This window comes from Sporosarcina koreensis (assembly GCF_042655825.1).
Lineage (GTDB): Bacteria > Bacillota > Bacilli > Bacillales_A > Planococcaceae > Sporosarcina > Sporosarcina koreensis.
The window spans coordinates 137,808-163,506 of record NZ_JBHSNP010000029.1; the positions used below are offsets into that span (position 1 = coordinate 137,808).

A 25,699-nucleotide genomic window follows, 5' to 3' on the forward strand; every position below is an offset into this window, starting at 1 on the left:
ATTGCGTTGCGAAGCTGATTGATTGTTATGCGCGGGTTTGATTGCGTTGCGGCTCCGATTGATTGCGTTGCGATAGGGGTTCATTGTGTTACGAATCAAGTTGGTCGTGGGCAGCTTGATGTTTTCTCTACTCTTCGGATCACGCTAAATGCTTTTGACAAATTAGGGGGTTGGTTGCGTTGCGCAGCTGATTGGTTGTGTTGCGACTTTGATTGGTTGCGTTGCGATTGAGTTTGATTGCGTTGCGAAGCTGATTGATTGTGATGCGCTGGTTTGATTGCGTTGCGGCTCCGATTGATTGCGTTGCAACCGAGGTTGATTGTGTTGCGGATTTATCACCATAAAAAAAGTAGAGGGAGCCCTCTACTTTTTTTCATTATCTTGTATTCAATTCTGTCAGGAAGTCTCCGCGGACCCATCCGAATTCGATGTGCTCTCCGTTGGCGTCTTTGATGACGGAGTCTGCGAAGATTTTGTACCAGATGTAGCCGTCTGCACCTTTTTGCTGTTCGACGATGGCGACTGGATAGCCGCTTTCGCCGCTCCGCCCAAGGTCGCGTTCGCTGAATGAGAATAGCAATGTATCCGACGAGACGACCGGTGCCGTTCTGATGTTCAATGATGATTTGATGTTCGTCATGGCCAGGCGGTATTTGTACAGATCCTTGCCGCCCATCGCTTTGTCCGTTCTCCACATATGGCCTGAGATCTTTGCTCCCCATGTCGGATCGGATGCGTACCGGACGTTGAAGCCTACGGTTTTATTGCCAGGCGCAGCGCCATTCGCATAAGCTGCTCCTGGAATGCCGTAGTTTTTATTGGCGTATTCCAATACGAATGCTTCGATGCTGCGTTGCGGGGTGGCGTATCTTTCCCCGGCCTCCGGTGTACTGTCAAATACTCTGATGCCGAATAGATTGTTCTTTTCGAGCGCATTGCGGCTCATGCCGAAATCACTTTCATGCATGGCTGTCGAGAGGATGAAGAGCCCGTTTACTCGATGTTGCGCTTCCATTTCTTTTATATAGGAACCTAGGCCGCGAAGTTTCGATTTCACGCTGGCTGCTGCGTATTTAGACAGGCCGGTGTTTTCCTTTTCCGCAAGGATCTGAATAATGAATGCATCGATTTCTTCTGCAGTATACTCTGTTTTCGAGCGGATTGACTGGAACTGGAAATACGGATAATGTGTACCCGCCACTTTCCCGGCACCGTCTAAATAATGAACGCCATCTCTTGAGTAGTATCTTGTCCCGATCTTCATGAATGAAGGAACGGGACCGATGCTGTAAGCACCATAGGCATGTGTTAAATAATTGTACGTATAGTGGAGGAGTTCATTGCTGTTGTTTCCGATATAGTAATCTTTTGATTGGGAAATGGAAACAGGCATGAAATCGATTTGGTTCTGTTTTACGTAGCCGACTGTGTCCCCCACTTGCACTTTGACGTAGTTTTCCGCGTATTCCAGAACGCCCATTTCACGGCCGGCCTCGATGTACGTCAGCTGTGTCCCGAAGGACGGACTTGAATAGATGATCGTGTTGTTGCCTAGAGGACCTTTGGCAAAGGCCATGCCGCTTTTAATGCGAAGCAATTCTTTGCCTTTGTAGATGCCTTCAGCTATCGGACTGGCATTCAGTGCCTGGACCGCTGCCGCGTACGTATCATATTTCTTGTCCAACAGCTTCATCGCCTTGTTTTCGACGATAGCAAGTTGGAATTTTACTGGATCAGCTACCGGTGGAGCTGGTGGTTCAGGTTTTGAAGGTTGTTCAGGTTCCAATTCAGGAATTTCGTGTTTTGCACGGAATGCGAGGAATCGGCTAAGTACAGCTGCCACTTGGTCCCGCTTTGACAGTCCTGCCGGGTCGAATGTAATGACAGTGCGTGTCGCATCGACTTTTGTCCCGTTCATGATGCCTGCCGCGAATACCGTTTTCGCCGCCATGACCCCTTCCGCTGATGCGAATAGGGATTCATCTGTCAGCACGATTTCGTTCGCATTGACATTGATGCCTAAGTAGTTGATGGCGCGAGCTGCAGTTACGGCCATTTCTTCCCTTGTCATTAATTTCAGAGGCATGAATTTACCATCCAACGTGCCTTTCATAATTCCGCTCTTTTGTATGGCCCCAATTTCACCTGCAATAGCAGATGATGGATTCACATCAGTGAATTCCGGCACTTCAGCAGAGAGCTTCATTGTTCGCGCCAAGAATGCCGCGAAATCTCCACGGCTCACGTCCGCTTTCGGGTATATTTTGCCGTCTGTATATCCTTTAATGATCCCCATCGCGACCATTTCACGAACTTCATTTTCCAATGTCAAACCTGTCAATTCATCAGCATGTGAAATTGACGGTGCCAATTGCATCATTAGCATAAGGATGACAATCATCGCTGCTAGTTTGCGTTTCATTTTCTTCCCCCTAAAAACTTTCTCCTTCTTTCTATCGGTCTATGAAACAATTATTAAATAGATGTTGTCCTTACTTCATATCGGTGGCGCTATAGACAGCTGCTGCAAATTCAGCTCTTGTCACGATCTTAGTGAATCCGTAAGAGGATGTTTGAAAGACGCCTGTCTTGTCCAGCTGTTTCAAAGCGTTGATTGAATTGATGGCCCAATAGGTCGACGGCATGTCAACGTAGAGGGAGGAGATGTGCACTTGGTCGTCCGCCTTCTTTTGTAGATCGAAGGCACGGTCGACGATGACGGCAAGCTGGGTTCTGGTCAGTTTGTCATTCAAGCCGAAACTGCCATCCTCATAACCTTTTAAGATGCCTGCTTCATTCATCGCGGCAATATGGACAGCAAATTGATGCTTTTTATCGATATCACTGAAGTTCACTTCACTCTTAGGTGTCAGCTTCAACACGCGATTCAGCATGGCAGCCGCCTGTCCGCGGGTGATCGTTTCTTCGGGCTTGAATTGATTGCCCGGAAAACCATTGATAACACCGTTACCGCTTAACGTCAAAATTGCGTTGTATGCCAGATGGTCAGCGTTGACGTCAACAAATGTGTTTGTCGGGATCGACGGCTTGACGGGTGCAGTATTCGTTGGAAATAAACGCTTTGCCCCTACAAAGCGCGGCTCCCAGTATGGATGTGAGAACAGCTTCGCTTTGGCGACGCCCCGTGTTTCATTTTCAGCTGAAATGAACGTATTATCTCCGAGATAGATGCCTGCATGAGAGATTCCCGGTTTGTACGTGTCCCTGAAAAATAGCAGGTCGCCTGGCTGCAGGTCGGAAACATCTACCGGAACACCGTAATTGAACTGCCCTTCCGATGTCCGCGGCAGTGGAATGTTGAACTGGTTAAATACATAAACGATGAAACCAGAACAGTCAAATCCCTCTTCAGGCGTATTTCCGCCAAATTTGTAAGAAGTCCCTTCATACCTTTTCGCAAACTCTGTCAAACTAGTAGTAGATGCTTTCGCATGCATACTAGGAAACACAATTGCCATGACTAACAGCAACAGCATTATCTTTTTAACTTTCATTTTTGATTCCCCCGATATCCTTACTTGAACGCATCTTCTTGAACCCTTGCCAGGAATACTGCAAAATCGGCCCGGCTCATTTGGTCGTTCGGCTTGAAGGTGCCATCTGTGTAGCCGTTTGTGATTTTGGCGGAGACGAGTGCATTGATTGCATTGTAGGAAGCCGTCGAAGGGTGACTGTCTGTGAATCTATTGACTCCATCCGATTTCAGCTTAAATGCTTTTGATATAAGGATCGCCATTTCTCCACGTGTCACCTTTTGATTGGGTTTAAACGTCCCATCTTTGAATCCGGATATAACTCCGGCCTCCTTTAATGCTTGTATGTAGCCTCCTGCAAAAGATGTTGGTGAAACATCCTTGAAAGCAACCGCCGAAGCTCTTTCCGGATAATCCAACGCCCTTCCGATAATAGCCGCGGCCTCTGCTCTTGTAATGTTTTCGTACGGTCGGATCGTGCCGTCTGGAAACCCTTTTAATTGTCCGTTAATCGTCAGGAAGCCGATTGAACCCGCAAATCGCTGACTGTTGTTCACGTCCGTGAATTCAGGTGATTGCAACTGGAAAATCTTCTTTTCCATCCAAGGTGTGCTTTGTCCGTTTTTTGTTGTTGCCAATACTTCGAGGTTGCCTGCAACCCCATAGATTTCCCACTTTCCACCTGTGTGATGAAGAACATTGCCTCCCTTAATCTCCACTTCCTTGTCCCCGCTGTACTGGAGTGTCAATTTACCGGGTTCCACTTGCTCTATAAAGTCAATCGTATTTTCAAAGGATTGCCTATATTGGACAAGGCCATGGCCAAAAACATCGTCTCTCCCTGTCGTTCCGAGATCTTTGGCGGTTCTCGCCAGAATCTGGCGCAACTCGCTATTTTTCATTTCAGGGAACCGTTCTTTATAAAGCGCCAAAATACCGGTTACATGGGCTGTTGCCATGGACGTGCCGGATAGACGCATATAACCATCCGCTTTTTCGTCTTCGAAATCCCATTTCATCGGGTATGTGCTAAAAATAAATTCGCCTGGTGCTGCAATTTCAATTTCAGGCCCGGCAGCGCTCTTCCGCAATTTCGTCAAGTCGGATCTAACCGCCGCTACTGCGATGACAGAATCATACTTAGCGGGATACATGACTGTGCTATCGGCCTGGTCGCCGTTGTTGCCTCCCGATCCTACAATGAGCATGCCTCGTGTATAGGCGTTCTGCAACGCCTTCTCAAGTGCGGGATCATCTTTTTCAGTTGTAATGCTTAGGTTCAAAATATCAATTTTTTGCTTGATAGCCCAATCGATACCGTCAATCAAGCTATATGTCGAGCCGACTCCGAAACTGTTCAAGGCTTTTATACTGTATAGGTCGACAGACGGCGCGATGCCGACAATGCCCGTCTGATTGGCAAGCGCTGCGATAATGCCTGCGACATGGGTTCCATGGCCATTGTCATCGTCATATGGGACGCCAATAGCACATTCCATCTTCAAGGGGCAATAGCCTCCTTTGACTTGGAGGTCCCGATGATTGATATCAATTCCGGAATCCAGGACAGCGACTTTTACGCCCCTGCCTGTATAAGGGGCAGTACTGGCCCTTGTCGTGTTGATCAATGCACTGGAGGCAAGGTCTTTTTCAGCATTCTTCTCATATGTCCGGTTATGTTGGATAACGATGCCTTGAAATTCATTTTTCAGCTCTTCAAGCTCTGCAGCTGTCAATGATACGGATACAATATCGAATGAAGGATACTTTTTTTCGATGTGCATTCCTCTATGATCCATATAATCAATTAGTTCCGTCTGGTTTCCACCACTGATCAGATATATTTCCTTCGATTCTTGCGCCATTGCCTGAATTTGCATTGTAAAAATAAGCGTGAATAAGACCGCAATGGTTGCCAAAAACTTTTTCAATGCCTTCACCGTCCTTTTCAAACTGACTATTTAACTATAAAAGAAGCCCTCTAGAAAACAAGATTCCAGTAGGGCTGTTCATTTACTTATTAATGATATTTTTTTGATGGGGTCGCGTTGTATTTCGTATAGAGAGGCATTACCTCTGAACGACCCTCAAAGTGATATAAGTAATCGAGAGTGCCTAGGAACACCGCTTTCGCCATCGTTTCGCGGTGTGCCGGGGAAGCGATGTATTGCGCATCCTTTGCATTATCGATGAAGCCGACTTCGATCAATGTAGCAGGCATCGAATTTTCACGGATAACATGAAGCGATTTGCTTTGTACGCTTCGATCCGGAAGGTTCCACGCTTCGAGCATACGCTTTTGGATATATGTTGAAAGTGCTTTGGATTCTTGTACATTCGTATTGCGGGCCGCGCTATAATAGTAAGTCTCAATGCCGGATGCCTTTCCGTTAAAAGCATTGGCATGGACACTGATGAATAGGTCCGCATTGTTCTGCTTCGCAAATTTGACGCGATCTGCAAGTTCAATGAAAACGTCTGTCTCCCGTGTCAGTTTCACGTTGATCGGCGTGCCTTGGAAATACTTTTTGGCGCGTTTGGAAATATCAAGGACGACCTCTTTTTCAGACATTTTATTGCCGACAGCTCCAGGATCTTTCCCGCCGTGGCCCGGATCGATGACGACTGTCAGTTGGCCGAGTGCTTTTTTGCCGATGATTTCGGTAATGACATCAATCGGATCTTTGATATTACTGATGGAAGGCTGGTCGGTGGATAAATATTCGCTATGGATGAACCCATAGCCGTTCCCCACTTTCGCATAGGCCCAGTTTCCGACAGTGTACGTAACGTCAACCGGATAGCCACTGAATAAATTCTTTGTTACAGGGTAATCCACCGATGGGCCTGTCCGCATATTGAGCGTCGTGTCCTCATCAACATTTACATACAGCGATGTGGATGTCATGCCTTCGTTTTTCGTACGGAATTCCGCATTGACGGCGCGGGCTAGGAATACAGCAAAATCGCCGCGTTTCATAAGCTGCTCGGTCCCGAAGTTTCCTTTGCCTACCCCTTCAGAAATACCTTTCGCCATGAATTCTTGTGCCGCTGCATTTGTCGTATCGGATTTGTAGCCGAATGCCCTGCTGATCAGCAAAGCCATCTCTCCGCGTTTCAATTGATTTTCAGGCTTGTACAAATACGTTCCATCTGTCTGTTTGTATCCGAAAATAATGCCGCGGTTCACAGAGTCTTCTATGTATCCTGACGCAAAATGACCGGTTGGAACATCCGGAAATCTAGTATTAACAGGAACACCTTTCAATTGAATCGCTTTTCCGATCATTGCCGCGGCGTGAGCCCGTGTCATAGGTGCATCGGGGTCGAATTTACCAACAATGTCGGATGTTGTAATATTACCTTGCTGAAGATAGCTAATCTCTTTATATGCTCTATGTGTAGCAGGGATGTCCACAAAACCGGAAGCAGCCGAGGCAGATTTAGGTGTGAATAGGTCAAATGAAAAAATCATGAGAAACGACAACAAAAATAAAACACTTTTTTTCATCTAATACTGTACTCCTTCGTGGAAAATGTTTCTCTTAGTCTACCATATGAAATTACATAATAATATGTTTCATTCGGACTAATTTCAAATTTATTGGGATTTTGTGTCTAAAAGGGGTGGCGAACGGGTATGGATTTAGATGTAATTGGTCGCATTTAGGCGGTTAGGATAAAAGAATGGCAGATACTTATCAAAAAAGCCCTACTCCAGTCGAATCGGAGTAGGGTTTGCTTTTTTTATTATCTTAATTTTTTTTGAAGCCGTTTTGCTGTGTTGCTAGTGAGACGTCGATGATACGACCTTCAACAGTTGGATTGATCTCAGTTCCGAGGGTTTTTACGTACTCTATAAAGTTTTCATAGTCTACGAAACCTGGCTCGGATACTTTGCCGGCTTTGTATGCATTGCCAAGTTGTTCGAATCCGTCGCCGCCTTTAGCAGTGAACGTGTTTGTTGCGACGAAGTAGGTTTTTGTTTTATCAAGATCCACGTATTTGTCGCCTTCAAGAACTTGTGCGGATTGGACGCGCTCCCCTTTTGCTTTCGAGCTGTCATATGTGAATTTCATGCCCGAAACATGCAGGAATGCACCGTTTTCCTTCAAACCTTTTCCGTTTGCAATCACATCTGCTCCTACGCTATGCTCGAGTGTTTTCAGAAGATCCGCACCTGATAGCTCTACAATTGCCAATGCGTTACCGAATGGCATAACTTTCAGTACTTCTCCTGTTGTAATGTCGCCTTCGTCAATCGATGTACGGATACCGCCGCCATTTTGGATAGCGATTGATGTCTTGTCGTTGATGGACTTCGCTTTCCAAAGCATTGCGTCAGTCATCAGGTTCCCAAGGTTCGTTTCATTATGGCGGACGCTTGAAACTCCTGTATTATCGCTATCCCGTTTTCCATCAAGAAGAGCTTTTGCACTGACACCGATAGAGCTTGCTTTCAATTCATTCACTTTGTCCGTGAACGGCGCCAATACTTTTGCCGCTTCCTTGTCCGCAACGATTGCGAAGTCTTTCGAAGTCGGGTCAGTTATGATCAACTTTCCAGCATGTGAATAGATTTCGCCTTTGGAATTGAACTTGACGTCCAATGTTCCGAGTGCTTTGCCGTATTCATGCGCCTGAACGATGATTGTCGGAGCCTTCCCTGTATTTACAACTACAGGATCGCCTAGCGAAGAGTGTGTATGGCCGCCGACGATGATATCGATGCCTTCAACTTGTTTCGCAAGCTCCTGGTCATTGTCCCAAACGAGTGAATCGTCAAAGCCGAGGTGAGTCAAGGCGATGATCTTGTTGACGCCTTGGTCTTCGAATGCCTTAACTGCAGCTTTCGCGCGGTCGATATAGTTTTCGAATTTCACTTCGCCGGTATCTGCAATGGTTTTAGTTTCTTCGGTCGTCAAACCGAACACGCCGACTTTTTGACCGTTTACATCGATGACAATTCCGTTATAGATTTGGCCATCTTTATAGTTGTCTACGACTTTTCTTGTTTGCAGCCCGTCGAACAGCTTGTCCTTCGAGAAGTCCACGTTTGCTGAGACGAACGGGAATTTTGCAGACTTGATGAATTCCGTAAGCTTCAGATGTCCATCTTTCGAGGCGCCCAAATCGAACTCATGGTTTCCGAATGTCATCGCATCGAAGCCAAGTTGGTTCATCATCGCTACGTCTGCAGCACCGTGGAACGCGTTGAAGTAAAGATCGCCCGAGAAAGCATCCCCAGCATGAAGAAGAAGATTGTTCTTATGTTGGCTTCTCAATTCATTGACAACTGTCGCCACGTAAGGGAACGGATCCAAATAACCATGGTGGTCGTTCATATGCATGACCATCAAGTCGATGAAACCTAGGTTTTCTTGGGAGCGGAATAGGAATAGGGCAATTTCGCCGCGAGTGACGTGGTCATATGCACCAAAGTTCGTATCTGTCTTCCCTTGTGTAATGCCAGCTTTCACAAGTGCTTCGACGTATTTTGAGAAATTGGAGTTGACGTCTTTGAATTTCGTTGTTTTAACCTTATCGTCGATTGAAAGATTCGCAGCATTTGCAAGTACTTTTGCCATTTGGTTGCGCGTCAATAACTCGTCCGAGCCAAATTCATCAGCATTCAAGCCATCGATGATTTTCGCTTCGACGAGTGCGTTGACAGCCCATTTGGCGCGTGCCGGCACATCTTTGAAGCCAGCATCTTTATATGTTTTGTTTGGATCGAAACCGAGTGCTGTTGCAATCAGGACTGCTGCATCTGCACGTTTGACGGAATCAGTAGTGCCGAATTGCTCAGGTGTGTATCCTCTCGATATGCCATGTGTGTACAGGAAATCTACCGCATTTTGATAACTTTTTGATAGATCCTTAAATGTAGCTGTGGCCGCTGAAGCCGATGGAACAGCCACCGCAGTCACAACTGCCGCCGCAATGATCGATGTTGCTAGATACTTCTTGCTTTGAATTGATTTGCGCAAAACATTTCCCCCTCTTTCAAAGTTTTCAAGATTCATATCTATTTTACCATTCATTTATATATTACACTATATGTAAAAGACAGATTAATCCGGGACTTTCGGCTTCTTCTCTATTGGAGGCGGTTGCGTTGCGGATTGGAGTTCAGTTTTTTATAATCGCGGGAGTTTTTTGGGCCTTCTCCTCCCCTATTCGCGCTGAATGCTTTTGACAAAGTAAGGGGTTGAGTTGAAGGCGTTATGCGTGAGTTTGGGAGATTATGCGTTTCTGGGTGGGTTTATGAGCGATTATCGTGGGTTATGCGTGATTGATAGTATTTATGCGTGTTTGGAAGGGCTTATGGACTTTTGGAGGCAGATATGCGTTTTTGACAGGTTTTCATGGAGGAGTAAATTGGATGAGCCGTCTTTCGGACGGCTCGGGTTAAACGTTCAACGGTGTGAAGGCCAGGAACCTTGCATTTTTCTGATCTGAATAATTTGGCCTGTATGATAGGCATCGTGAAGCATGATGTTTACTAGCTTCAATTCAAGATAATCTTGGTCAAGATCTTCAACGGCTGTTTTATTCAGCACCTGTCTTAAACTGTCTTGAACCTTTTCGGCACGTTCAATGACTTTCTTCCATTCCTGGTCATCATTTGATTGATCAGTAAGATAGAAGGTTTCATTACCGTCGAGATGCTGTGTCCATTCACGGCCTTCCATAATCGCTACATGTTTTTCTTTATAATAGATAAGATGATTCAAATTCTCCCAAATTGTTTTGGTCGCCTCTCCTGTCGGTTTCCAGTTCGCCTGTTCTGCGGTGAGTCCTTCTATTGCATCTTTGAGCGGCGCATACCAACTCTCCTTGTCAAAGGTTGTATCCAGCATGTATGAGAGCAATTCAACTCGATTCAATCTCAACTACCTCCTTCAATATGTTAATGAAAGTGATTCGACAAACATGTACATAACACCTTCTTATATTGAAGGGATGAGGGATTGTTTTTTCTTCCCTAGTCACTGTTACATGCAAAAGACAGCTAGCTACGAATAGCTAACTGTCAGTATCTAGGATATTTGTTCCGGCTGTAGATTATTTTTGCTGGTTTGCATTGCCTTGATTACTCATGTTCGATAACTGCGGGATCATATTTTGCAATTGGCCGCCACGCCCGGTCATCAGACTATAGGCTGCAGCCCCAATTCCAATGGCAGCAACGATAGGTAAAACCTGAATGTTGTTTTTCATTTCACTCCCCCTTTCTGTTGACTGTATTTATTTCAGTTTTAGCTTGTGTGTTACTTTTTGAAATAATCAAGTGAATTTTTCCCATTACTTTTTCTTATGGAAACAGCTCTAATCATTTTTAAAAGAATGGGAAGAATAGATGATTCATCTCTATTGTGAATTCGGGAATCGAAGGTTTGACAACGCAACTAAACTAGTCTATAAAACAATCATTCTTTCCCGCATCAAAACCAAAATCCTAATTTGTTAAAACCAGTCCGCGCGACCCGGGAAGGCAGCTCACAAGTTTGCTACCCACGTCCATGGATTCAGCAACACAATTTTTCATTGCCGCAACGAAATCATGCTTCTTGGCAACACAACCATCTAGGTCAGCAACGCAACCAAATCGTCGCATCACAACAAACTAATCCCGTAACGCAACCAACCATCCTAACAACACACGAATTGAAAGCCGCAACACAACAATGCAGCCGCGCAACTCAATCAATCAGTTTCGCTTGATTGGGTTGATATGGAATGGTCCAGTGAAAAAAAGAAGCCATCCTCTTAGACGGCTTCAAGATTTCGTATACGTTATGTTGCGGGTGGCTCCGTGCCTTCGCAGATTCGTGCGGCGTAGGATGACGCTTGCAGCTGAGCTGGATTTGAGTTCCAGGAAGATGCGGATCTGCCTATTCGTGAGAGTGGGGCTGACGAGTAGAAACCAGTCTTCTATGGCTTGCTGCAGTGCGTCTTTTGAGTTCTTCTTGCAAGACTTGCAGTACCAAGAATGACCGCGGACTCGGCTTGCTGGTTCGTTGCATGTTTGGCAGAGCACTCCCCTTATCAAGTCGTTCGGGTGGATGTTATACCGTTTGCAAGGAATTTCATGCAACCATTTCCTGCGATTTTCTTTGACGGTTCTAGCGATTCGGCTGATCTGGTTTGCCGTCATCAACGGTTCATCCGAAAGGAAATTCCTGATGTAGCGCGGCAGTTGCTTTGCATATTTTAGTGTAACGGAATTAGGGAGTTCGGGAATTTCGGTTTTATTGTTCGCCATGACGAGGACGGGCTCGATCGGAATGTTGATGTTACGTTGCTTCAGCCATTCGGTTAGACCGGTTGTCGCTCGGTCTACTTGGTGAATGACGCAGTCGTATTTTTCCACGGTTCCGTTCGGTGCGATTTTGATCGTTTTGCCGGATTTCTCGTCAAAGTGCACAGTGCCTGTGTAATTTTTTATTTCTAGGAGAAAAATGAAGTGAGGGGTAATGATCAAGGTCGATCTGGATTTGGAAATCGGGGTTAATTTCCAATGCGATGTCTTTCAGAATTGCCGCGCCCTGGGGAAAGGCGATTTCGTTGAGTACTCGGTCTACATACAGTTCACCGATGTAGCCGGCTTTTACTTGATTGTACTTTTTGCTGATCGTTTCGCGCTGCGAATGATTGGATGGCAGTCTTGTGAGCAGCCGTTCGAGTTGGGTAAGTTCTTCGGGCTCGTTGCGTTTTTCACGTATCGGTGTCCACGCTCCTTAAATTGAATATTCTTTGTTCATGGACAGGTTAGCATTTATGTTTGATCGTTGCAAGAGGTTGTCGGGAATGTTTGTACGCGGGTGACTTGTTGGATGGTCCGGTTATGCGTTCGCGCTGAATGATTTTGACAAACTAATGATGGGGCTTGATTTCGTTGCGATTTAAGTTGGTTGTGTTGCTCGTTGAGTTGGTTTCGTTATGTGCGGGAATTGTTGTGTTGCGATCAGGATTCATTGTGTTGCGCCAGTTTGATTGTCTTGCGGTAGAGTTTGCTTGCGTTAGACCATGATTTGATTGTGTTGCGACCGATGTTCATTGTACTGCGACAATTTAATTGCCTTGCGATTGAATTCCATAGGGTCAGCCGAGCCGTCCTCAGGACGGCTCGGCCTTGATTTTTCGTTTCTTCCATAAATCTTCGGCAGCACCGGAACCGAGGATGACGCCGATAATGATTAAGATAAAGCCGAATAGGTGGCGGCTTGTGATGATTTCGCCGAGGAAGATGGCGGAGCCTGCCAGGGAGAATAATGTGTTCAGGTTCATGAAAATGGCTGCTTTGGAAGGGCCGACTTGTCCAATCGAATGGTTGTAGAGCATGTGTCCGACGGCCGTGCTTAGGAGGGCGCTAGCTGCGAATACAGTCCAGAAGCTTGGCGGGACGGTTGTGAATTTTATCAGTTCGCCGGGTTCTTGGATGAGGCTGATGACGAACAGGATGAGGCTCCCGGTCGTGAGCATGTACGCGGTGAGCAGCCTTGGGTCGAGCGTCCTTGCCGACTTAGCGATTACTAAAAACGAAAGGACTTGTGCAAGGATGGCGAAGAAGATGAATGCGTCTCCGAGTTGCAGGCCGGTTAGTTTTTCGCCGGCTGCGAGGACGACGGATCCGATTCCGATAAAGCCTATGAGTGCGCCGATCCATTGGATTTTGGTCGGGTAGTTGCGCAGGATGAGCGCTGTGCATATTGCTGTTAGTACTGGGCCGGTTCCGAGGATGAGGCTTGCATTGGTGCCGGTTGTGCGGAAGAGGCCCATGTTGAGGAAATAGTGGTGGAGGACAACGTTGAGTGCGGCTCCGCCGATGATGTATGTCCATTCCTTTTTTGTTGGGAGTCGGACGAGTTTAAGGGCTCCGAGTATGATGAAGACGGCGATTCCCGCTGAGAGGACGCGGAGTGCTGTCATGGTGACGGGGTTCATGTAGGTAAGGAGGTATTTGAGCATGGGCAGGTTGAGCCCCCAGAGGAGCATGACGATGGTAAGTAGTGAGTAGATTTTCCACATGACGGGTGCCTTCTTTCTAGTGATGGTAGGAGTATAGTTTAGCATATTGCGCGGGGATTGCGGGCGGTTATGTGTGAATTGCTTAGAGTGATTGTGTTGCCAGGTTGCATTGTTGCATTGCGTTTGCCATTACTTGTGTAGCGACTGGGATTTGTTTCGTTGCGGGGTGATTTCATTGTGTTGCACTCATTTGATTTCGTTGCGATTGAATTTGATTGTGTTGCTCGAAGATTTGCTTGTGAAGCTACCGAGGATGATTTATTTGCTGAATATTACGGAATGTAGGTTCGCTTTTATTAGGGTAGAATGATAGAATAGAAAATGCAGCGACATTTAGCGGATGGACGGTTGGCACTCCCTTGCGAAGGGGGGTGATCATATATGGTGACTTACGAAACAATGAATATACTTGTGCAGTTAGGTATATTGCACGCACTCTGGGCTACGGCTGTGATTGCGTTGATTGCATTGTTCACCAAAAGAAAGTAACCGCCCTCCGCTAACCGACAAGTAAGCAAGGTGGTTACTTCTTCACTTTCGCACCTGGTCAACCGCTATTCTGCGGATGTCAGCTGCAATTATCGAATTGACTGGGCGTTCACAGCGCTCAGTCTTTTTTAGTATACGTTTATTGTAACATTACTATAAGGAAATTTCACTATTTTGATATCGCGGGAATCTTTTGAAGTCCAAGTCCTCCCCTATTCGCGCTGAATGCTTTTGACAAATTGAGGGTTTGGTTTCGATGGGGGGATCGTTGGTTGTGTTATGAGTGAGGTTGGTTGTGTATTGACTGGAGTTTGTTTCGTTGCGTGGTGATTTGATTGTATTGCGCCCGTTTGATTTCGTTGCGATTGGATTTGATTGTGTTGCACGACAGTTTGATTGCGTTGCACCGAATGGGAAAAGCGGACTCTCTGTTGTGGGGAGTCCGCTTTTCATTCAGAATCTGAAGGCTTTTCGCTGGATGGCGAGGGAGCCGATGATGTAGGCGAGCAGGGACAGGACGACGGGGATCGTGACTGTGTGGACGCCGAGTAGATTGCCGTATGCCGCGTTGTAGAAGTGGATCGCGATGTAGCTGGCGATGCCGGTGATCATGCTGAGTATGGCTCCGTATTTGTTGCCGTATTTCCAGTAGAGTCCGAGGACGACTGGCCAGATGAAGGCGGCTTCGAGTCCTCCGAACGCGAACAGGTTCAGGAAGATGAGCAGGTCGGGCGGCTGGATGGCGAGAAGGAAGACTATGATTCCCAGGATGCCGGTGACGCCGAAGCTCAGTTGTTTGACGCGTTTTTCGCTTGCTTCCGGTTTGATGAAGTTCAGGTAGACGTCTTTGACGATCGCTGAGCTGACGAGCAGCAACAGCGAGTCGACGGTCGACATGATGGCCGCCATCGGTGCCGCGAGGACGATGCCCGCTAGCCACGGGGGCAATACTTCGAGCGCGATTAACGGAATGACCTTATCCCCTACGTCGATGCCCGGCATGACGGGGCGCGCGAAGACGCCGATCAGGTGCATGTTGAGCATGATGAATCCTGTGACAATCGTGCCGATGACGAGTGCCCGGTGCATGGCGCGGGAGCTTTTGTAGCTCATGGCGCGGACGGCCATTTGCGGGAGGCCGACGACGCCGACGCCGACGAGTATCCAAAAGGAGGATACGTATGCGGCGGTGTGGGTCCCGTCTGCCCCGAATGGCGTGACAAGTCTCGGGTTTTCATTTAGTAAATCCTGCATGATTGCCGGAACTCCCCCGCCCGCGATGATGACCCCGATGAGCAGGATGAGCGTCCCGATGACCATGATGGCTCCTTGGACGGCGTCGGTCAGTGCGACGGCGCGAAATCCGCCGATCGTCACATAGACGAGGACGGAAATCGCGAAGATGAAGAGCGCCGACGTGTACTGCAGGCCGGTGAGCGATTCGATGAGCCGTCCCCCGCCTACCCATTGCGCAGTCATGGCGGAGAATAGGAAAATGATGATGGCGATGGCTGATAGAATCGCGACAGCCGGGCTGTTGTAGCGCGCTTTCAGGAAGTCGATCATTGTGACGGCGTTGTATTTGCGGCCGAGGATGGCGAATTTCTTCCCGAGGATTAGCAGGACGAAATAGCCGGTGACGACTTGGGTCATGGCGAGCAGGATCCAGCCGAAACCGACTGTGTAGGCGGTTCCGGGTCCCCCGAGGAAGCTCGATGCGCTGCCGTATGTGGCGACCATTGTCATGGCGAGAACGAAGCCGCCGAGTTCGCGCCCTCCGAGGAAGTATTCTTGGAGGAATCCGCCGGTTGAGCTCATCTGTTTTGACGCGATGTAGCCGACCGCGAAGATCGCGACGAGGAAGATGACGAGCGGGATGATGACTTGGATGTTCATGGCTTCTGGGATTCCTCCTCTGTTGTGTATTCCGCGTCGAGCGGGACCTCTTTTAAGACAAATTTGGTGATGATGATGACGATGACGCACATTAGAATAAAGCCGACGACGCAGCTGTAGAAGAACCAGTCGGGCAGGCCGAGGATGTATGTATATTCTTCGGGAGGACGGGAGCCGAGTCCGTAGGCGAAGCCGTACCACCAGATGAAGTTGAAGATTGCGAGTGCGATGCCGATGAGTGCTTCTTTGTGCGCGATTTTGAAGCGCGGGTCGGGCTTGTACGTTTCTTGTTTTTTGGAGGACATTTCCGGTGCTCCTTTCGTTAAGTGTTCTTGAGGTTGATTATACAGGATTTCCTTGTTTTTGGGAGGGGTAATTGGAGATTGATAGATATTGGGAGGCCGCGGGGGGCGGTTATGCGTGAGTTTTGCGATTTATGCGTGGAAAATGGGAGTTATGCGTGATTCGGCGGAGTTATGCGGGATTGTGGGAGTCTATGGACTTCTGGGGGCGTTTATGCGTTTTTGAAGGAGTTTATGCGGATTTGGGGGTGAGCGCGAAGTTTCTTCTATTATAGGAGAGCTGTGAATCGCGCTGAATGGTTTTGACAAACCAAGGGGTTGGAAGTGAAGAACCCACGAATCAAGGGATCCGTGGGTTTTCGGGTTGCACTTTATTTCTTGGAGAAAAGGTGGACCCAGTAGGTTGTGCCGTCGCTGGTAGTCGCGTAGCCTGAGCCGATATTGGTGAACGTCGTGTTCATCATGTTCTTGTAATGGCCGGGCGATTTGATCCATCCATTGACTGCTTCCTTAGGCGTCCGATAGCCCTTGGCGATGTTCTCCCCATATGAGGTCCAAGTGTAATTGAATGTGGCCAGCATTTCCCCAACGGTGCCGTGGGTTGGGGATGTGTGGTCGAAATAGCCATGCTTGGCCATGTCTTCCGCTTTGATTTGGGCGATTTTGCTTAGCTCCAGGTCGTGTGAAAGCGCCTTGACGCCTTTGCCCGTTCTTTCTTTATTGACAAGATCGATAGTTTCAATGGCGTTCTCCGACACATCAATAACGGGTGGTAACGGCTCCGGTTTTGATTTATCCATATACATTTTTCGTTTGTTATCGTAATAAATTGTGCCAACTTCCCGTTTTGCGTCAAATTCAAGCGCACGGCCCGTGAAGGCTGAAAGTTGCGCACGGGTGACGATGCCATGCGGGTCGAAGTGGGATGCTGAAACGCCTTTTGAAATTTCCGTTTCAGCGAGCGTAATAATATAGCCATGCCAGTAATCCTTTGGTACATCTACGAATTGGACCTGGTGGTTATCATCGACGATCAACTTGAAACCTTCGACTAGGATTTTTGCCATTTGATTGCGTGTCAGAAAGGAATCCGGGTTGAATTTACTTGTGTTGGCGATGATTCCCTTCTCAGCGAGTGCAGCAATCTCGTTGTATGCGAAATGGGATGGCGGGACGTCTGTAAAGTTTGGTTTGAAGCCCGCAGAAGGGGTTAATTTCAATGCTTTTCCAATGATTTTCGCAGCCTGCCCGCGTGTCACAGGCTGTCCCGGTTTAAAACTGCCATCCCTGTACCCGTCAATGATGCCTTTCGTAGAAAGTTCCTCAATCTGAGGGGAGGCCCAATAAGTCGGCGGAACGTCCTTGAACGTGGCAGCAAATGCAGAAATGGATGATGCACTGACTAGCAGCACTGAAAACAGCAAGGTTGTTAGCCATTTTTTCATATCAAAATCACCTCATTCACTAGATTCCGAGAGTGTATGTATTGCTACTTTAACAGATGGATAGTTGAATAGCAAAAGTTGCGGGAATTGAAAGAAAGGTTGACGGATTTCTACTATTATAAGGGACCCGTTATGGACTTTTGTGGGCGGTTATGCGTGAGAAATGGGATTTATGCGGAGTTCGGCGAGTTTATGCGTGCAAAATTGGATTTATGCGTTTTTGGGTTTATTAACAGAAGAAAAACGCTCCGCGGTGGGAGCGCTTTTTAGTGGGTTGGCGATTTATCTTTCATTACTACATAATGCGCCGCTTTCCGTTCGCCGATGAGTTGGAGGCCCGATTTGGCGAGCAGGCCGCGGGCGACGTTGCGGTTGTTGAGCTGGGTGAAGTAGCGGAAGTCGCGGTTCGTCATTTTCGGTTTGATTAGCATGAACCAGTCTTGGACGGTTTGTTGGTGCTCCGTTTTTCCCGTGTGCCCGCATGATGGGCAGTTCCACTTTTCCCTCCCCCACTTCATGCCGAGGCGGTCGCATGCCGGGCAGATGACGCCGGGTGCGATGTCTGCGGGATTGATGTCGTACAGGTCCGCGAGTGGAAATGGATTATAGTCCTTGTGGTGTTCGAGTAAGGCGTGCGCCAAGTTGTAGATGGCGTGTCCGTCGAGAATGTGTTCATTCACGGGCAGCGACCGGAAATGGGAGGGTGCTTCGTATGTGAACATCGTTTTCATTTCAGGCGACGGGTGTTCGATGGCGAGTTCGTTGGTGTGTGCGAATGTGAGGATGCCTTCGATGGGGATTTGGATGCCTCGATTGTCGAGCCAGTTTTTCAGCAGGTGGATTTTCCGGTCGATTTCGGTGTACGGGTTGCGCATCGGTTTGCGGTCGCCGTTTTGGAAGATTCGAATGAATTGAGTCGGGTTCGCTTTGATGACCGTTTTGTCTTTGTGGTTTTTCACTTCGACGATGGTGATCGATGATGGCGTGATGACGAGCGAGTCGATTTGGAAATAGGCGCCGGCGTGCTGCAAGTAGAGGTCGTGGAGTATGGCGTGCGGGTAGTCCGGCTGGAATTCATTGATGTGGGCGTCGTATTCGAGTTCACCGTTGTATCCTGCTTGGCAGATGAGCAGTTTTTTTTGGACGGCGTGCTTTTTATCGTTATTGTTGGGCAGGCGTTTGTCTAATGAAATGAGTGCTTTCAGTTCGTTTGGCATTGTCCGTTTTTTACAGATCAAATTGTTATCACCTCATAATTAGTTTAGCTTGCGAGGCGTGCGAATGGAATGCTTTTGGGCAAGATTGCATTTTGGGCCGTTTATGGGGTTTAAAATTGAGTTTTAAGGGAATTTCGGCGGTTAAAAATGAATTTTGCTAGTTTGGGAGTGTGTGATTGGTAGAGTTTATGCGTGAAAGTTGGAAGTTATGAGCGTGGATGGAGATTTTATGATCACTTGTAGACATTTATGGACGCTTCACAGGATTTATGATCACCTGGAGAGACTTATGAGCGCGGGAGGCTACTTGCTGGATGATTTTCCACTCGCGCTTAATGCTTTTGACAAATAAGGGTTTGATCGTAGGCGTTATGCGTGATTGGGAGCATTTATGCGTATCTAGAGCGGTTTATGCGTGAGTTGCTGGATTTATGCGTATATGTGGCAATTTATGCGTTTCTGGAGACGTTTATGCGTGTTTCATTAAAAAAACCGCCAGGCCGGCGGTTTACTGGGTGCAGTATTGGTAGATGGCGGCGGTGGCGAGGCAGTCTCCGATTGCGTCGTGGGCGTCGTGTTCGAGTTGGAGGTGCTTGGCTAGTGTGCCGAGTTTGTGGTTCGGCGTTTCCGTGATGGCTTTGCGTGCAAGTTTGACTGTGTCGATGACGGTGTATTCGGGAATCCGGATGCCCTCGATGTTGTCGAGGGCGTAGAGGAAGCCCATGTCGAAGCTGGCGTTGTGGGCGATGATCGGCAGGTCGCCGATGAATTCCAGAAGATCGTCGATTTTCTGTTCGATGGTCGGTGCATATTGAACCATTTCGTTCGTGATGCCGGTGAGTCGTGTGATGGTGGCCGGGATATGCCGCTCGGGATTGATGAACGAATTGAGGACTTCGACGCGCTCGTGGTTGATGTATTTGAGAGCGCCGATTTGGATGATGCGATCAGCGCCTGCACGGAAGCCTGTTGTTTCGAAGTCGAGGACGATGTAATCTGTGACACGCCTTGTTGTCGTTTTGTATTTCCGGATCCGGGAAGCGCGGCGGGCGCCCCAATTCTGGATGTCCGTTTTTGTTTGCAACAGCTGAGCGGCTTTGTGGTTCGGGCTCATCTTGGATGCACATCCTTTTTCTCGTTTGTTTCAATTCTCTTACTATATTACACCTTTTTTAAACTTTTAAACTATGAATAGGTTTATTCATCCAAAAAAGCGTTGCAAAGTGGTTGCCGGCATGCTAATATTGTTTCTTTTCGACTAATTTTACGTAAGAAAGCTAACAATATGTAGGTGGATGAGAGGGGTTTATATATGGAAGAAACGGTTGAACCGAAGAAATATGAGTTTTTGGCGGATGATCCGAATGTGAAAGTCATGCCGATCATGCTTTCACTCATCATCGGTGCTTTTTTTGCTATTTTGAATGAAACATTGTTGAATATCGCGCTGATTACGTTAATGGATGAGTTTTCAATCACGTTGCCAACGGTGCAATGGATGGCGACGGGCTTCATGTTGGTGATGGCAATTGTCATTCCGATTTCCGCATTGCTCTTGCAATGGTTCACGACGCGGCAATTGTTTATCGGAACGATGGCCGTCTTCACGATTGGTACCATTGTCAGTGCTTCCGCGCCGACATTTTCAATCCTGCTTGTCGGGCGGTTGATCCAAGCAGTCGGGACCGGTTTGCTGATGCCGATCATTTTCAATGTGTTCTTATTGATTTACCCGCCTGAACGCCGCGGGAAAGTGATGGGAGTGATTGGTCTTGTCATCATGTTTGCACCTGCGATCGGTCCAACGCTTTCAGGCGTGATCGTTGAATATCTCGGATGGCGTTATTTATTCATCGTTGTCATTCCGTTTGCGTTGTTTTCGATTGCATTCGCAGCCAAGCATTTGATGAATGTGGGTGAAGTGACGAAGCCTAAGATTGATGTTATTTCATTAGTCTTTTCGACGATCGGCTTCGGAGGGATCGTTTACGGGTTTAGCGCAGCAGGGCAAAGTACGGATGGATTTTTAAGTACGAATGTGTTGATTGCCATCGTTGTCGGTGTTGTCGGCGTCTTTCTATTTGTGATGCGGCAATTGAAGCTGGATGAGCCGATCATGGATTTGCGGGTGTTCCGCTATCCGATGTACACGCATGCGGTCGTCCTGTTTTTGATCATCATTATGGCGATGTTCGCTTCTGAAATCATTTTGCCGGTCTATATGCAGGGGCCATTGGCATTGACTGCCGCCACAGCTGGCTTGGTCTTGTTGCCGGGAAGTTTGTTGAACGGGGTGATGTCGCCGTTCATGGGGCATCTGTTTGATAAATTCGGGCCGCGCGTCTTGATGATTCCGGCAACGATTGTGTTGAGTGGGAAGATGTTCATGATGAGCCGGCTGACGGTCGACACGCCCGTTTGGGTCGTTGTTCTCGGATATATTTTGATCATGCTGACGGTGTCGGCGATCATGATGCCTGCGGAGACGAATGGCTTGAACCAGTTGCCGAAGCGGTTGTATCCGCATGGAACTGCGGTCATGTCAACGCTGCAGCCGGTCGGCGGAGCGATTGGCGTTTCCGTCTTCATCAGCATTTTGAATGCAAGGCAGCTGACATTTTTGGAAGCTTCCGCCACTCCGGGTAATCCGGCTACGGTTGACCTTGCGATGGTGGCGGGTGTTGAACTTGTCTACTTTATCGCTTTTGCGATGTCTATCGTTGCGGTGATTTTAGCATTCTTTGTTTATCGGGCGAAGCCGGTGGACGAGGAGCCGGTAGAGGAGAAGATCACTTGATCACATTTGCGAGCACAGGCGGCGATTTTATGAGCGTAGAACTGGATTTACGAGCACAAGTCGGAATTTACGAGCGCAGACGGCGATTTACGAGCGCGGGAGACGTTTTAATTGTAGAATCTTTTCGTCGTGCCTACTGCTTTTGACAAATTGAGGGGTTCGTTCTAGGCGTTATGCGTAGGTTTTGGGATTTATGCGCTTCTGAACGGATTTATGCGTGAATTGGAAAGTTTATGCGCCGTTGAGGGCGGTTATGCGCAATTAGATGAATTTATGCGTGTTTAAAGTGAAAACAGCCTTTCCGGAAAAACCCGGAAAGGCTGTTTTTTGTGTTAGTTGACAGCTACGAAGCTGCCGCCGCTGTTTGTTGTGAAGTTGACTGTGCCGTTTTTAACGTTAGCTTTTTTACTGACTTCTTTAGTTGTATTTGCATCGATTACACTGACTTGTTTGCTGCTTGTGTTAACTGGCATAACGACATTAATCGAATTAGCCAGACGCGTCAATTGTTGTTTCGCTTCCCCGGTTCCGTTCCAGAATGTGATCGTGTAGATGTCGGATACGGCGTTGGGTGCCGATGCGGCATTACTTGCCACTGAAATCGTGATGTCGCCATTCAAAGCCTTCCAAATGTTTTTATGCGGCGTGAAGACTGCGCCATCTTTTTGGATGACAACGTCTTTCTTTGAATTGACGATTGCTTTCAGGATAGAAGCACTGATTTCGATGTCGACTTCACCTTGCATCTTAGATGCATCCAGAACGATAGTACCGCCGGATTGTGAAATCAATTCTTCCGTAACGACGAAGCTGTTGTCCGGTTCAGGCTCAACTTGGTCGCCAGCGTTGTAGATGATCGCTTCGGCTTTATTGCCTGCAGCGTCTTCATATTTCACTTTGACCGAGTTTTCTTTTTTGTTCAGTTCAGAAAGGTCGAATGTGAATGTGCCGTCCTGCTCCAGGTTGACAGGGCCGGATGCGACAACTTCTTCACCTTTCAATACTTCATAAGATGCTTTCAGTTTTGTGTTGATATCGTAGCCGAGGCCGTAGAACACCAATTCCTCTTGGTAACCGATATAGGCATCATCGATTTGACCTGTTGCTGTTGTACCTTCGACTGCCCCTTCAATCGTACCCGCTGTGGATTTAACAACAACCGGTCCGACGTAGTCACCAATGATCGGCGGGTTGCCGGATTTTGTCATTGCTGTGTAGTCGATCGTGTAGAGACCGTCCGGGATGGTTGCTGCGCCAGAGCCGCCCCACGGGTTGTATTGTCCTTTGATCGCTAACTGGTATGAGCCAGCAGGTAGTGAAGAGCCCGCGTGCAGGTAGCCGATGTAGCCGTCTCCATATGCCCCGCCTTCAGGGTCCATGATGTCCCAAAGCTCTACGTAGTTCGTAGTGACGTCGCCCGTGATTGTGAAGTAGAGCGTTGCTTCGTCCTTCACACCGTCGCCATTGAAGCTCAAGTCTGTTTCTGTGATTCTCATGTCTTTCAATTCGGTTACCTTTGCTCCGCTGAAATCAGCTGCGAATGGCAATGAAGCTACTGTGCTTCCACCTTCGATGTTGATGTAGCCGAGGATTTCAGATCCAACCGGCGTATTCGCATTTTGGGAAGCTGTCAATGTAACGTTGAGCAACTGCTCGCCGGCTAGTGTGAATGTCGGCTTGTCAATCGTGACTTTCGCATCCGCGAAGCCTTTTGTCACTTGGACAGTTGCATTGTATGTGCCGCCGTTGCCATTCATATTTTTGACGAGAATCTGTTTTTGAACTGTGATATTTCCATCTTTAAGGGATTGAGGACCGAATGTCACTGTCCCTTTTTTGTTTTCGACTGTTTGTCCGTCATTATTTGCGGTGTCGAGTGCATATGCAAGGATTTCAGGGTGCGCTGCAGCATAAGCTTGTACGCGGCCTGCCCCTTGTGCGAATACGTCGTACTTGCCAGTGTCAAGTACCTTCGCTGTATTGGAAAGTGCGACCTTTACGTCAAAGGCATCCCAACTCGGATTCGCTTGCTTCACGAGCGCCGCGATTCCCGCAATATGTGGTGTTGCCATGGAAGTACCTGTTTTACGTGTGAAGGCGTGTTCGTAGGTAGCTTCCGGGAAATCTGCTTTGTACATCGGGATTGTGGACATGATGTTCGTTCCCGGTGCTGTGACGTCAGGCTTGATGTCGAAGTTTGGTGTTGATGGTCCGCGTGAGCTGGAGTTGTTCACTTCGTCGCCTGCTGTCATTGTTTTGTCGAAATTGCCAAATGAAATTGTTCCTTCTGCCTGTGCAAGTGCTGCACGGATTGCATCGCCGTCCGTCTGGGACATGTCGAATGTCGGAATGAATTCGAATGCGTCGCCTAGGAATGTGCCAGATGCGCCCGGTGCACCAGTTCCTCCAGCAAAGTTGTGGACGATGATCGCGATTGCGCCGTTGTCTTTTGCGGCAGCGATTTTGTCGACGAATGGAATTTCACCGCGAGAAACGAGTACGACTTTGCCGTTGACGTCAAGTCCAGCGTAATCTTTCGCTGCGCCGATGCCAGGGACTGCGACGAGGCTGTATTCGCCGTCAAGTTGAGAGGCGAGGTCTGCGCCGTAAGTTGTGCCCATCAGGTTGAGCTTTTTCGATAGGTTGTAGCTGCCGGCGTTGATGTTGATGTCGCCGAAGTAGTGCGCTTCAGGGTTTGTCGTGTTTCCGACTGCGATGCCAAGGCGGGATGTGGCTGGTGTGCCCATTGTTCCGCGGTTCGGGCCGGAGTTACCCGTTGCGATTACTGAGATTGTGCCTGCAAGCATGGCGTTGTTGATGGCGAATGATCCAGCGTCCGTTTCAGTGTTGGAGCCGCCGCCTAGTGATAGGTTGATGACGTCCATTTCTTGTTGGACTGAGTAGTCGATTGCTGCGACGATGCCGGATGTTGCACCGCTGCCGTATGCGCCAAGTACGCGGTATGCGTATAGGTCGACTTTCGGTGCGATCCCTTTAATGCCGTATTCGTTGTTACCGATTGCAGCGATTGTTCCTGCGACATGTGTGCCGTGGGATGTATAGAATGCGCTACCGTTAGCGCTGAATTCCGGTACGTTTGCCGGGCGTTCTACTGGCGACGTTTCAGATGCATCGTCATCCGCCCGTGGTTTTGTGTAGTTGCTGCTGTGCGGAATGAAGTTTTTACCGCCTTTATAGATGCCTTGGAAGTCCGGATGATCTGCGTCGATTCCTGTGTCAAGGACTGCGACTTTGATGCCTTGGCCTTCATAGCCTTCCGCCCAGAGTGCTTTGATTCCGAGGAAACCAATGCTTGTGTCCATTGCTGGTCCGACTTGTCCATCATTGACTTTCTTTTGTAGATCCGATTCGGACTGGGCCGGTTTTTTCGAGCCGTTCGAGTTGTCGTCTTCAAATGCATAGACGATTGTGTCTGGCTCGACAAGTGTGACGCCGTTCACTTCAAGGAGTTTAGGAAGGTCATCTGCTTTGACGGTTCCTGACATTCCGTTTAGGACGGTGTCATAGCTGAAGCCTTCGCTGAATTGGATGCCTTTGATGACCATTTCCTTTTTAGCGGCAGCTTGCTGGTTTCGAACTTTTTGTTTCGTTTGATTCGCTTGCGCTTTTGAGAATCCTTTGCCTTGCAGCTTGTGGATTCCTTTTTGGAGTCCCACTGATTTTTCCGATAGGTGGATGATGACTGGGACTTGTTGGTTCCCTTTTACGTTTTGGAGTTCCTCATGCAGTTTCGCTTCGCCCCCGATTAGGTTGAGCTGTTCGGCGATGGCAGCTTTTTGCTGCATGATCCTTTCATCTTGAAGTTGCTCTTTGAACGCTTTGAATGCTTTTTCTGTTTGTTCAGCCTCTGCGGCGGAAGCCGAGAATGGCGTGAGCATGGATAGCACGAGGATGAATGCTAACAATGTGCTGAACAGTTTGGTGAGATTATGATTCTTCAAAATGACTATTCCCCCTTAAGTAGTTTGGTAGATTGCCATTTCAAGATAGCATAGCGAGATTT

General features: G+C 47.9%; 18 protein-coding genes. 3 read left to right on the plus strand and 15 right to left on the minus strand.

The window, feature by feature from the left end; translation table 11 throughout:
• Nucleotides 1-376 precede the first annotated feature (376 nt).
• From ACFPTP_RS16455 to ACFPTP_RS16490, 8 genes are all read right to left on the minus strand, one after another.
• The gene (locus ACFPTP_RS16455) at nucleotides 377-2,422 is read right to left on the minus strand and encodes an S-layer homology domain-containing protein (RefSeq protein WP_381447052.1); all 2,046 of its coding nucleotides are present in this window, start codon (nucleotides 2,420-2,422) and stop codon (nucleotides 377-379) included.
• A gap of 70 nt (nucleotides 2,423-2,492) precedes the next feature.
• The gene (locus tag ACFPTP_RS16460; RefSeq protein ID WP_381447054.1) at nucleotides 2,493-3,515 is read right to left on the minus strand and encodes a C40 family peptidase; all 1,023 of its coding nucleotides are present in this window, start codon (nucleotides 3,513-3,515) and stop codon (nucleotides 2,493-2,495) included.
• Nucleotides 3,516-3,535: 20 nt separating this feature from the next.
• Nucleotides 3,536-5,425, minus strand: coding sequence for a S8 family peptidase (locus ACFPTP_RS16465; RefSeq protein ID WP_381447056.1), 1,890 nt, complete (start codon nucleotides 5,423-5,425; stop codon nucleotides 3,536-3,538).
• 89 nt (nucleotides 5,426-5,514) lie between these two features.
• A complete protein-coding gene (locus ACFPTP_RS16470; protein WP_381447058.1) occupies nucleotides 5,515-7,005 on the minus strand; it encodes an N-acetylmuramoyl-L-alanine amidase in 1,491 nt (496 codons plus the stop codon).
• Nucleotides 7,006-7,249: 244 nt separating this feature from the next.
• Entirely contained in the window at nucleotides 7,250-9,484 is a 2,235-nt protein-coding gene (locus ACFPTP_RS16475; RefSeq protein WP_381447060.1) for a 5'-nucleotidase C-terminal domain-containing protein, read from the minus strand.
• A 429-nt stretch (nucleotides 9,485-9,913) separates the two neighbouring features.
• Nucleotides 9,914-10,357 carry a DinB family protein gene (locus tag ACFPTP_RS16480; protein ID WP_381447745.1) on the minus strand — a complete coding sequence of 148 codons (444 nt, stop codon included), beginning with the start codon at nucleotides 10,355-10,357 and terminating at the stop codon, nucleotides 9,914-9,916.
• Between the two features lie 205 nt (nucleotides 10,358-10,562).
• Nucleotides 10,563-10,718, minus strand: coding sequence for a hypothetical protein (locus ACFPTP_RS16485; RefSeq protein WP_381447062.1), 156 nt, complete (start codon nucleotides 10,716-10,718; stop codon nucleotides 10,563-10,565).
• 559 nt (nucleotides 10,719-11,277) lie between these two features.
• Nucleotides 11,278-11,925: a hypothetical protein gene (locus ACFPTP_RS16490; RefSeq protein ID WP_381447064.1), complete on the minus strand. Its 648-nt coding sequence runs from the start codon at nucleotides 11,923-11,925 to the stop codon at nucleotides 11,278-11,280.
• A 49-nt stretch (nucleotides 11,926-11,974) separates the two neighbouring features.
• Here ACFPTP_RS16490 and ACFPTP_RS16495 point away from each other — a divergent pair, with 49 nt between their 5' ends.
• On the plus strand, nucleotides 11,975-12,247 hold the full coding sequence (locus ACFPTP_RS16495; protein ID WP_381447066.1) for a hypothetical protein: 273 nt from the start codon (nucleotides 11,975-11,977) through the stop codon (nucleotides 12,245-12,247).
• 370 nt (nucleotides 12,248-12,617) lie between these two features.
• Here the strand turns inward: ACFPTP_RS16495 and ACFPTP_RS16500 are convergent, their stop codons facing one another.
• The 6 genes from ACFPTP_RS16500 to ACFPTP_RS16525 all read right to left on the minus strand — a co-directional run bounded on the left by ACFPTP_RS16500 (nucleotide 12,618) and on the right by ACFPTP_RS16525 (nucleotide 19,992).
• Nucleotides 12,618-13,574, minus strand: a complete 957-nt coding sequence (locus ACFPTP_RS16500; protein WP_381447068.1) for a DMT family transporter — start codon at nucleotides 13,572-13,574, stop codon at nucleotides 12,618-12,620.
• Nucleotides 13,575-14,471: 897 nt separating this feature from the next.
• Entirely contained in the window at nucleotides 14,472-15,914 is a 1,443-nt protein-coding gene (panF, locus tag ACFPTP_RS16505; protein ID WP_381447071.1) for a sodium/pantothenate symporter, read from the minus strand.
• A complete protein-coding gene (locus ACFPTP_RS16510) occupies nucleotides 15,911-16,219 on the minus strand; it encodes a YhdT family protein (RefSeq protein WP_381447074.1) in 309 nt (102 codons plus the stop codon). Before ACFPTP_RS16510 ends, panF begins: the two co-directional genes overlap by 4 nt.
• A 368-nt stretch (nucleotides 16,220-16,587) precedes the next feature.
• Nucleotides 16,588-17,661, minus strand: a complete 1,074-nt coding sequence (locus ACFPTP_RS16515; RefSeq protein ID WP_381447076.1) for a CAP and S-layer homology domain-containing protein — start codon at nucleotides 17,659-17,661, stop codon at nucleotides 16,588-16,590.
• Nucleotides 17,662-17,927: 266 nt separating this feature from the next.
• Nucleotides 17,928-18,899, minus strand: a complete 972-nt coding sequence (locus tag ACFPTP_RS16520; protein WP_381447078.1) for a nuclease-related domain-containing protein — start codon at nucleotides 18,897-18,899, stop codon at nucleotides 17,928-17,930.
• 487 nt (nucleotides 18,900-19,386) lie between these two features.
• Nucleotides 19,387-19,992 (minus strand): 3'-5' exonuclease, encoded by a 606-nt coding sequence (locus ACFPTP_RS16525; RefSeq protein ID WP_381447080.1) that lies wholly within the window; start codon nucleotides 19,990-19,992, stop codon nucleotides 19,387-19,389.
• Between the two features lie 198 nt (nucleotides 19,993-20,190).
• On the opposite strand from ACFPTP_RS16525, the gene ACFPTP_RS16530 reads away from it, so the two are divergent.
• Together ACFPTP_RS16530 and ACFPTP_RS16535 are read left to right on the plus strand one after the other, a co-directional pair.
• Nucleotides 20,191-21,675, plus strand: coding sequence for an MDR family MFS transporter (locus ACFPTP_RS16530; RefSeq protein WP_381447082.1), 1,485 nt, complete (start codon nucleotides 20,191-20,193; stop codon nucleotides 21,673-21,675).
• Nucleotides 21,672-21,821, plus strand: a complete 150-nt coding sequence (locus ACFPTP_RS16535) for a hypothetical protein (protein WP_381447084.1) — start codon at nucleotides 21,672-21,674, stop codon at nucleotides 21,819-21,821. Before ACFPTP_RS16530 ends, ACFPTP_RS16535 begins: the two co-directional genes overlap by 4 nt.
• Before the next feature lie 186 nt (nucleotides 21,822-22,007).
• Here ACFPTP_RS16535 and ACFPTP_RS16540 read toward each other — a convergent pair whose 3' ends face one another.
• Complete coding sequence (locus ACFPTP_RS16540; protein ID WP_381447086.1) at nucleotides 22,008-25,637, minus strand: S8 family serine peptidase; 3,630 nt, start codon at nucleotides 25,635-25,637, stop codon at nucleotides 22,008-22,010.
• Between the last annotated feature and the right edge of the window lie 62 nt (nucleotides 25,638-25,699).